Source organism: Vibrio sp. 10N.222.46.A1, assembly GCF_041473595.1.
Taxonomy (GTDB): Bacteria; Pseudomonadota; Gammaproteobacteria; order Enterobacterales; family Vibrionaceae; genus Vibrio; species Vibrio tasmaniensis_A.
On sequence record NZ_JBFRSN010000226.1, the window covers coordinates 1 to 10728 of the forward strand.

Sequence of the window (10728 nt, forward strand, 5' to 3'; positions counted from 1 at the left end):
CCCTGGAGCGTTTTAATTTATTTAACACTTCTTTCGAAAATTTAGATAAAGATAGAGGGAACATCATGGATAAGTCCGAGCTAATATTAAAGACCACTAAGGAATTAAAAGAAATAGCTGAATCAGGGGCTAATAAAATTGCATTGGCCATGCAAGAAGCAACAAAAGCTAATTACATAAATTTTGTTTCGATGCTTTATCACTACTCTGTCCCAGGAGAAGCTCAATTAAATAAAGCAGCTTTAGCTTCACCTACAGCTGAGATGCAAAGGTTATTCTCTACGATGGCTGAAGAAGAGGCTGATCACGACATTGTGGCGATGAAAGATATGAAATCGATGGGTTATAAAATCGGAATCGAAGATGAATTGGTTTCTAGCTACCACAGACAATGGGATAATTTCACAGAAGCTAAAACCTATGAATACTTAGGAATGAATGTTGTTATCGAGAATGCAATTCACTATTTAGCACAAGCAGTAGCAAAAATGGTGGAGCGGTTGGAACTGAGTGAAAAGGAATGTACGTGGATACGTATTCATTGTGTTGTAGATAAGAGACATGGAGAAGCCGCATTGGCTTGTGCACAACAACATATGAATGAACACACTATAAATTCAATTGTGAATGGAGCGAGGGAAGATATGGAAAGATTTTCTAACATGTTTGTGAGTGCTCTAAGAAAAGATACTCAACTATCTTATATTTCTAATTAATTTCAAATTGCTTAATATTAAAAGATATTTATTCCTATGAGGTTTTTATGAACACAAATATCTGCCATATATATAAAAATGAACAACTTGTTGATTCCGCGAAAATCTGTGTCAACTGGGTTAAGGGTAAAGGGCGTGCTGTGATTGCCAAAACCAATATTAATAAGTTTGAATTAATAGAAATGTCACCCACAAGCGAGATTCCAGCAGCTCAGATTAAGTTAATAAACAATACTGATGTTTTCGAACATTATTTCGTGAATCCTGAATGTTATTTAAAAACAAATTCAAATACTAATGAGGTTGGTGGTTATATTTCTTTTGGTTTGGTTTCATTATGCAATCATTCAAAATCACCTAATGCAATTGTAAAATGGTTGCATGATGAAATGGGGACTTGGGCAGAACTTGTGGCCTTAGAAGCTATCAAGGAAGGGGAAGAGATAGAGATTTGCTATACAAATATTGACGAGTATTCAAATGTTGATTCATTTATTTAGGTAATTTTACATTAAACTTTTATTTTCCCGTCCATTTTAAGGTGGACATATCTTATGGGTTCAAATATGAAAAAAAATGTCTGCGTAATAGGTGCTGGTCCTTCTGGCCTAGTTACCGTTAAAGAATTGATTGAGAGTGGGCATAATGTTACCTGTTACGAACAATCTCACAAAGAAGGTGGTGTTTTTTGCAAAACATCAAAGTGTAGTGTGACTGCTTATGATTCTTTGATGTTAACCGTATCAAATTATTTTATGGCTTTTTCAGGACTTCCTCCATCTATTCATGAGGGGAGACGATTTTGGTCTAGAAAAGAGTATGAAGAATATTTGCAAAAGTATACGGATACATTTGAGTTGAGACAGCATATACAGTTTGATAGTACCGTGACAAAAATCGAACCTCAGGGTGATGGGTTTAATGTATTCGTAAGCTGCTGTAATACCGAATCATCAACTTATTATGATGCTGTAGCAATTTGTGTTGGGATCACACAAAATCCACAAATTCCAGTCTATGAAGGGCAGGATACTTTCACTGGTAAAATATTACATTCAGCAAACTATACCAACCCAGAGGAGTTTAGAAATAAAAAGGTTGTTTGTGTTGGAGTCGGAGAGTCGGGAGCTGACATCGCTCACCAAATTGCGAATGTTGCAAATGAATGCACGCTCTCAATTAGGCATTATCCATCAATCTTAGACCGTTGGTATAATCAGCAAACGAACGATGCTTATACTGCACACGCCTTTTGTGCGCTAGGTCCAAAAGGAATGAATAGTTGGTATAACAAAGAATTAATTAAAAGCCTTAACGAAAAAGAAGGTGATTTGAGTGAAGAACATAAATTAACTTTTGATTGGGCTTTGAAAACTGGAGGCTATTTCAATCAGTTTATTACAAAAAGTGAAGTATTTGTCCAAGATATTATTAATAAGAGACTTGCAGTTAATGTAGGTGGGATAAAGCAGTTAAACGGACAGCGAGTAATTTTCGATGATGGTAAAGAAATGGAAGCCGACATAATAATGTGTAGCACTGGTTTTCAGGAGGAATGTAAGGTTACTGAGCCTTGGGTGAGTATCACTAACGTTAGAAATTTATTCAAACATATGATACATCCGGATTGGGGAAGCAAACTCGCCTATATCGGAACTGCTAGGCCGATGCAGGGAGGTGTTCCAGCGTGTTCAGAAATGCAAGCTCGTTACTTTGCCTTACTTTTATCGGGAGAGAAAAAACTTCCTAAGCCTTTGGAGATGAAAGATATCATAGAGAGGGACCGTCAACATGAGGAAAGTGCTATGTGTCTCACGCCAAATATTAAAGGATTAGTCGATTATGAACAATATATGCCAGAAATGGCAAGGTTAATTGGATGTAATGTAAGATTACGTCACTTGATTAATCCTTTTGTTCTTTATAAATTTTGGTATGGCTCACATCTACCTGTAATTTACAGAATTACGGGCCCAGGAAAAATCGCAAAACTACCAAAAAAAATATTACGTAAATTACCAGTCGCCTATACCATTAGAGAGCAAATATCCTTAAGTATATATTTTATTAGACAGAAGATATTCTTACGTAATAAAGAAGACATTGAAAATATAGAGCGTGAAGTTGTAGAACAAGATTAAATTGTTCTTTCGCTATTTATTAGTACTAAAAATGGTTCATCAAACTAGGAGATGTCAATGGGAAATGTCATGGTGTTTTTTGCGGCCCTTGCATGGAGTACAGCAGGGTTATTTACCAGGATAATATCTACCGATTTTCCGACAACTTTATTTTGGAGGTCGTTATTTGGCGGGATATGCGTGCTATTTATCTACTATTTTATTAGCACACCAATCAAGCGTCGCCGTATGTTGATATTTACCAAAGGTGAACTAATTATTGGAATGATTGTCACCGCAGGTATGATTTGTTTTATAGCCTCTTTTTTTTATACAACAGTGGCGAATGTTTCTTTTGTATATGGGTTGATGCCATTATCGACATTTGTTCTTTCTGTTATTTTCCTTAATGAAAAAATCAATAAAACCACGTTGTTTTGTTGCATCATATCTATGCTTGGTGTGGTATTTATTATGTGGGGGACCACGGATATCGACGACAAGTTAGGCTTATTATTAGCATTTGGGATGACATTTTTTATGGCGTTGTTGACAATAATAGCAAAGTACTATCCAACGGCTGAAGTTGCCAAATCAACATACTTGTCTGCCTTTTTATGCGCACTGATTGTATATCCGTTTTCGAGTCATATTAATGGTTTTTCCAGTGACTATTATTGGTTAGTTGCGTATGGAGTGACGAATGTTGGTTTAGGGTTCGGTGTCTATTTAATAGGAGTTTCTCGAACAACTGCTATGTCGGCAGCTTTAATAGGATTAGCTGAGATACCGTTAGGACCATTTTTAGTTTGGGCTTTTTATGCTGAGGAGGTGGGGTTACGCACGATCATAGGTGGCACAATTATAATGATGGCTGCAATAATGTACCTAGTTTCTAACAGAACCGTAAAAAGGGAGTTTGAATAACAGTGACCTCAAATACGGAATTGTTTACCTACTTAGTTTTGACCTTGTTATATGCGTTCATGCCGGGTCCAGCGATGCTTTATAGTATTGCTCTAGCGGTGTCAGGAGGGAAGAAAGTAGGAATAATGGCCGCTTTCGGCCTTCATATAGGGGGGTATGTCCATGTGCTTTTAGCTGTACTAGGTTTATCCTCTGTGCTTGTAACTAATCCTACTCTCTATTCCGTCATTCAAAAGCTAGGAGCTCTTTACCTCGTTTGGTTAGGGTTTCAGCGTATCTATCTAACTAAAAAGTCACGGGTTACTTCTCGTGAAAGTAATATTACCTCTCCTAAAAGAACTTTCATTGAGAGTGTCATTGTAGATGTCCTGAACCCTAAAGCTGCAATTTTTTATCTTGCTTTTTTGCCACAGTTTGTGAATGAAGCAGGAAGTATTGCTGTTTGGCTGCAATTACTGATTTTGGGCGTTTTTACGAATTTAATGTTTAGCAGCGCAGATCTTTTAAGTGTTTTGATGGCTAGTCATCTACATAAAATGTTTAAAGCAAGAAGTAACTGGGTTGATTTTTTCTCAAGGTGGTCTGGAAGTATTTTTATACTGTTAGGTGTTATGGCCTTGGTAAACTCTTCGTAAAGTTAGGGGGAGGGGCACTGCTCGATATGAATTTGTAAGTTTCAGAACTGAATACACAATCAGAGCGTTCATCATTGGCATGTAATACCAATTGATAAATTTAACTTTCTGGTGTTGCGCCCGTTAGCTCTTACAAGGAGAAGTATGAGAATCGTATATGAAGTTAATGTGACCGAAAAGCAGCATAAAGAAATAATGATGTTGAGGAATCAATCATTTCCAAAGCATCAAGTATCTCGTTCCTACTTTAAACAACTCCCTCATTTTCGTGCCCTACAGTATGAAGGTGATGTACTTATCGGGTATCTCGGATTAGATTATCGAGTAATAAAAGTTGGGAGTGAAGTACACAGGGTTTTGGGGGTAGTCGACTTTTGTGTTGCAGAACCTTATCGCGGTCAAGGAATTGGTACATTTATGTTATCCGAAATTTCCTTGTTTTGTGAAGGGAAGGGGGTGGACTTCATAATTCTTGTCTCAGAGTTGCAAAGTTTCTATTCAGTACGAGGGTATACTCAAGTCAAGGGAAGCAACTCTTGGTTAAGGCTTCATGAACACACGAATTATGGTGTTGCTGTTGAACATGTCGATGAGCTTTATATAAAGCCAATGAGTGCAAAGAATTGGGGAGGTGGCCATATTGACTGGCTTGGCTATATGTATTGACCCCAAAGGCTCGAATGCGTTTACAGAGTTCAGTCCAGGTTACTTTGTTTAACCTAGGAGAGTAGCCTTAAGGTAATACCCTGAAGCGTTTCTGTAGATTTTATAGGTTGTGAAATCTCAAACTTGAGACTTTTTGATCTAACGCATTCATGCCCCATTATAAGGTAGACCTTTTACTCATTCACACCTTGTTAATGTGTGTTTCCCCTAATAAAAGTTATCTGACATTAGCAGTTGTCAAAGTTATACGACACAAAAGACATCATCGTGTTGCTTTTTGGCTTGGTATATCGTTTCTATCATTACTCAAGTGATGTAATACTCTCAACTTTAAAATGATAGTGATGTGCGTGACTTTAATCACAAATTTGAGTGCGAGATAAACCTATAGAAAAGTGAAAAACACATGCGATAAAGCCAATTGATTTGCTAGTCTAGTTACATTGATTGGCCTTCATGTCTTTAAAGTCGATTATTCAATCGTAGTGACCATTCATTTCCACATTACCTATTCAAATCGCCCAGAGATAAAATAATAGGCTCTAAATAATCACTGGGCCCACCATGAATCAAGAGCCACCAAGAGATATTCTTAAGCCTACTTCAAAACCCTGCTCTCGAATTGGTTGGGTAGTGGAAGTTCATCCAGAAAAGAATCGAGTCAAAGTAGATTTTGAGCATAACCCATTTTCTCAACCTCTCTGGGCGTCAATAGGCCGTGCTTTTACTCAGTCAGAAATTTTTATGGCCATCGATAATAAACTCGATTGCCGAATCTCTTTTCTATCCGAAGATCTTACCATTCCAACATTGGTTGATATCTATATTTCTTTGCTTGAAGAGCAAGAGCTTGTTGTTAAAGCAAAGAGGATAACCCTTGATGCAGAGGAAGAAGTGCTTATTGGCTCTGGGACGACACAAACCAAATATAGTGGAACGGATGGCCGTATCACTACAACAGCCAAGCATCTTAGTAGTAGCGCTGAAAAAATTCATAAGATCCAGGGCGCTAAGGTAAAACTCAACTAATCCACTTAATCTAAGTAGGACATATTAATGGCAGTTACAATAAGTGCAAATGGACTCAGTGTTGTCCATAAAGGCTCGGGAGGAGAGGCGAATGCTACCCTGCCTGATGTGTGCCTTACTACAGTCGGTAAACCTGTTGTACCAATCCCTTATGGAAATAACGCGAAGTCGGCAGATTTAGTGGAAGGCACTACGACAGTCACAGCAGATGGCGGAAACAGTATTGCTTTAAAGGGCAGTAAGTTTGCCAAGAGCACAGGCGATGCGGGCGGGGACAAGAAAGGCGTAGCATCGGGTACGATAGAGGCCGAGGCCGAGTTCATTTCCGCATCACCGAGTGTCATCATCGAAGGGAAAGGCGTGGCTAGGTTGTCAGACCAAATGACAATGAACAAGGGCAACACCATGTGCCTAGGTGGGGTTCAAAACCCTGCTGTCACGGTCACTGAAGATGAAGACGGCACTTACACTGTCTACATCAAGGCTCGATACCCGGATGGTGTACTTCTTAAGAACGCAGATTTTGACATTACCGATGTCTCTGGTGGTGCTCTGTCTCCTGGTCACTTTGATAACTCTGGCAAAAGCAAAGTATCAGGCTTAAAGCCGGGTCAAATCAAAATTCTGGTTAAAGAAAGTACGGATGAGTTTATTGCTACCCCGGTTCGTTTAACCAACCCACACTACCTACCCGATTACAATGATGATGACTTCTTTGATAGGTCTGCTCAGGGACAGCAAACCTTCTGGCACCCGAATCGTATTGCCCCGCCAGTAGAAGGCTGGGGAACCATGGGACCTAGCCTCACCGCTGACCGATATTTTGCCGATATTGTGGAAGCAGAAACGAAAGCCCACTTCGAGTTTAGACACCCTGATTTTCATTTCAGCGTATTGTCAGAATCGCTAATCGCGGGAATTGATAGTCTCTCTGATACGAGTTTTGATAGTGTACTGGCGAACGGGTTACCAATGGTGATGGAAGAAGGGGAAATTTTCTCCGTCTTATTTCGTTTACCCAAGCATGAAACCGCAGACCGTATGCTGGCTTACATGCGAGCTCGTGGTAAAGGTAATCCTCAGGTTTTCATCAATAACTACCCTTGGGATAAGGCTAAGAATATACTCAACTCTGAACTAGAGAGTCTACTTAGTAAGATAAAAGGGCGTGTGGAATCTCTTAAGTCCGAAGCTAGTCGGTTGAATTATGATTACTTGTCGTCTGATATCTATAAAAAGCATGTGAGTACCATTGATACCTATGCTAAAAAATTGTCCGATAACCTCAGCCAAGCTTTCAAGCGTATGGAAAATAAAGCTAGTCAACTTATGGATGATGTGTCAGATGTCTCGGTCATTCAAGCGCCTGATCATGTTTACTCTGCCGAAGCAGGGACTATCGAAGTAGTCGTGAATGCGATACCGAAAATAGAGTTAGAGGAGCAGAAGTGGATTAAGATCCGTGCCGTTCACGATGACCTGTGGGGAACGCCTGTTTACGCTAAAAACCTCAAAGTGATAGCCAATGGCTCCGTTCCCCATAAAGACAAATTGGATCTCAATCCATTGCCGCAAAGAAGTACGGCCTCAGAAACTATGGATCTGGCGTTAGAGACCCAGAAGACAGAGGGAGGTGTAGTGGTGGTCGATGATCTCAAGCCCAACACAGACTCTGTCACTATCGAGTATGAAGGTGAACCAGGCATTGAAGATAAGATTGTAAAACAACAGGAAGCTATCGAGACTTATTTGGACGGCCTTTTAAACACAGTCGCGAAAGATATGACAGGTTTCCAGAAACAATGGAACGAAGAAGGTGTACTTTGTTTGGGTGATGGTGTGCTTGAAGGGGCTAAAGCTTGGGGTGCTGATGTGGTGGAACTTTTCTCTCCCGAAGTCTGGGGCGAGATGGGCCATACCTTAGCAGATGCCACCACCGATGGTTTTGATAAGCTCTATATTTACGCCAATCAAAAATACAATGCATTGGAAAAGTACACCGCCGATGCGATGAAAGGAACGGAAGTTCAGTTAGCTCAAAGTGATTTACCAAGCTGGGTAAAACAGGCGGCTTATATTTCCAGTATGGCGCCTAACTTGCTTATTGCGGCCAGTGTGGATGCGTACGAGAACATTGATGAGGCCATTGATGATGTGCAGCTTTGGTGGAATGAAGGCTCAGACGATATGGCGCGCAAGATTAAGTGTATTGCAAGACACAGAGAAGCGATTTGGAATTTGCCTACGCTCTTTACCAACAACGATGTTAAAGGCGTAGAAAAGTTCGTTGACACTGTTGTGATGGAGTTTGACCCTGAATGGGCAATGGAAATCAAGGAGAGTGAGTTTTTCCCTAAGGCCTTGGCGTTGATTAATGATGACAACAGCATCTTGCCTTTCTTTACATACTTGAACCTGATTATTGAAGCTGTCCCACCTAACTTCTATTTCTACCACGTGGGTAAAGCAGCTGCGTATATTGCCATTGAAGTGGTGTTAACCATAGTGATTGGTTTGCTAACTGGGCCAGCAGGGGCAGCCGCCAGAATTGCGACGGTTACAGCGAAATTTACCATGGGCGTTAAAAAGGTTGGTGCAGCCTCTCATGCCGCACAAGCACTAGAAACCTTTACCAGCACCGTCGATGGTTTAGTCGACATCTTGCCAGATTACGACAAGTTAGCGGGCCATTTGGCATTGCGCCGTAAGTCCGCCATAGCAGACAAACGGGTTAATAGTACCGCTCAAGTGGAAGAGAAACATGAGCCTAGAAAGGGTAAATGTCGACTGTGTAAGAGTGAAGAACATAAAACGCCTCGGTTGTACCGGGGTGAAATCGAATATGTATAGGATAAGTTATCTATGGGCACACTGATGAGTCAAGAGGCGGCAGAATCGGATTTCGTCGATGGTATGATTGAGAAAAAAGGCTATCGTAAGCGCTGGGTAAACAACGTAAAAAAATTATCTGAGCACCCTTATAATAATGGTATCCATATGGATACCCATCATATTATTTCGGCAGAAGCAGTAAAACACAGTGAGCTGGGTGAAAACCTAGTCAACAAAGGCTACGACATCAACCAGTTATCGAATTTGGTCGGCTTTCCTGCTACTTTGCCGGGTGCATGTCAACTCCATTGCCAATTACACCGCGGCGATCATATCTTTAGCCGACCTAGGGAAGAACCTTATCATCGTTACGTTTCTGGAGAGTTGAGAGATCCAGAGATAAGAAAAAAGATTAAAGACTGCTATGGAAAGACTAAGAAAACAGAAACCGAGTCAGAGATACATAAGCTGCTCGACCCGATTAGTCGTAAAGTGCTAAAGAAAATCAACAAAATTGAAAGAGGGCAATTTTTTTCATTACCGTTGACCAAAATTTCCCAATACTTTATTCCAGGAGGACCCGGCTGCGCCTGCCAATTCGATATTATCAACGCACAAACCAATCCTGATAACTATTGCAACAGTGACCGGCTTCACTATCAACTGGGCGAAAGAGATGGCAAAGACAAGCGCTATCAAACCAGTAGTTCCCCATGGAACACCAAAACGATCACGTACCAAAACACCAGATGGATACCCAAGGTAGGATAATGAGCCAATACAACGACCAATACTATATTGTTTTCGAAAATTATGATGAAAATACTTTGTACCTAAAGCCTCAAAAGCATTCAGCCATGAGGGATTACGAATACACCAAGCTAAGTGGTGATGAGCCAATGCTTTTTGAAAACTGCTATCGTGATGAAGATTTGGTTCGAGGGGTTTCTAGGCCAATTAAAAAGGCTCACTTAGACTCAACCTACCCAGTATTTTCTGATGAAATTAAACAATCTCTTGGTAATATAGACAATGCATGTTGTCAGGTTTACCCCAGCGTGATCGTAGATGATCATGACAAATATCATGAGGGCTATTGGGTGTTTAATGTATTTGAGAAAATGGATGTTTTGAATCTAGAAAAGTGTCAGATTGATGATTATGACCCGGAAGATACTAGACACACAATTGAGCAGTACTATTTGGATGATAACAAGTTGTCTGCGATGCCAGAGAAAGAACGCTTGGTCTTTATGCCAAAATTCAGCGATTACCCTCATATTATTGTTCATGAGAAAGTAGTAAAAGCGTTCAAGAAACAAAACGTGGATACGCTTAACTTTGTAAAAGTCTCTGATTGGGTAATGGGCCTCCAGTTTGTAGAGTCTTAATGGACCAGTGGGCTGCTGAAGGCATTGGGGAAATCTGCATTTATAGCTTAAAACTAGGTATTCAAGAACAATAACTTTATTTGCTGTTTCTGAATATATGTAAACTCCCCAAATAGTACAATTTGATCTGCTTCAGCGATACTGGACAATCACGTAAACAAATTTGCCATACTTTTAATAATTCATGCTTCGCTAAATTAGCAATCTTGCTAAATCGTTTTTGTCCAACTCTGAGTCAGCAAGTCGTCGCGACTCAAGGCGAGTTCCAATGATATATTTTGCAACTGCAAGCAATTAGCTTTGTCGACAAGAGCTGATAACAAAGAGAGCCAAAGCTGACTAAATTGATTAACCAATAACTTTCAATTTTTTTTGGTTATAGTATGTGTAATATAAATCCCAATAATACTTG

At 40.0% G+C, this 10728-nt stretch carries 10 protein-coding genes; all 10 read left to right on the forward strand.

Features of this window, described 5'->3' with window-relative positions:
• Positions 1–716 (forward strand): iron-containing redox enzyme family protein (locus tag AB4496_RS07545; RefSeq protein WP_372130768.1); only part of this gene is annotated, 716 nt, incomplete at its 5' end.
• A gap of 47 nt (positions 717–763) precedes the next feature.
• Positions 764–1216 carry an SET domain-containing protein-lysine N-methyltransferase gene (locus AB4496_RS07550; RefSeq protein WP_016800584.1) on the forward strand — a complete coding sequence of 151 codons (453 nt, stop codon included), beginning with the start codon at positions 764–766 and terminating at the stop codon, positions 1214–1216.
• A gap of 54 nt (positions 1217–1270) precedes the next feature.
• Positions 1271–2857, forward strand: coding sequence for an NAD(P)/FAD-dependent oxidoreductase (locus AB4496_RS07555; RefSeq protein ID WP_016800585.1), 1587 nt, complete (start codon positions 1271–1273; stop codon positions 2855–2857).
• A gap of 57 nt (positions 2858–2914) precedes the next feature.
• A complete protein-coding gene (locus AB4496_RS07560) occupies positions 2915–3763 on the forward strand; it encodes a DMT family transporter (protein ID WP_102258472.1) in 849 nt (282 codons plus the stop codon).
• A 2-nt stretch (positions 3764–3765) separates the two neighbouring features.
• Positions 3766–4398, forward strand: a complete 633-nt coding sequence (locus AB4496_RS07565) for a LysE family translocator (RefSeq protein WP_016800587.1) — start codon at positions 3766–3768, stop codon at positions 4396–4398.
• Between the two features lie 144 nt (positions 4399–4542).
• Complete coding sequence (locus AB4496_RS07570; protein ID WP_016800588.1) at positions 4543–5064, forward strand: GNAT family N-acetyltransferase; 522 nt, start codon at positions 4543–4545, stop codon at positions 5062–5064.
• Between the two features lie 564 nt (positions 5065–5628).
• Positions 5629–6093, forward strand: a complete 465-nt coding sequence (locus AB4496_RS07575) for a hypothetical protein (RefSeq protein WP_017097876.1) — start codon at positions 5629–5631, stop codon at positions 6091–6093.
• Between the two features lie 27 nt (positions 6094–6120).
• Positions 6121–8943: a PAAR-like domain-containing protein gene (locus AB4496_RS07580; protein ID WP_102258471.1), complete on the forward strand. Its 2823-nt coding sequence runs from the start codon at positions 6121–6123 to the stop codon at positions 8941–8943.
• Between the two features lie 12 nt (positions 8944–8955).
• On the forward strand, positions 8956–9696 hold the full coding sequence (locus AB4496_RS07585) for an AHH domain-containing protein (protein ID WP_102258470.1): 741 nt from the start codon (positions 8956–8958) through the stop codon (positions 9694–9696).
• Entirely contained in the window at positions 9696–10316 is a 621-nt protein-coding gene (locus tag AB4496_RS07590; RefSeq protein ID WP_017097879.1) for an imm11 family protein, read from the forward strand. Before AB4496_RS07585 ends, AB4496_RS07590 begins: the two co-directional genes overlap by 1 nt.
• Positions 10317–10728: the final 412 nt, after the last annotated feature.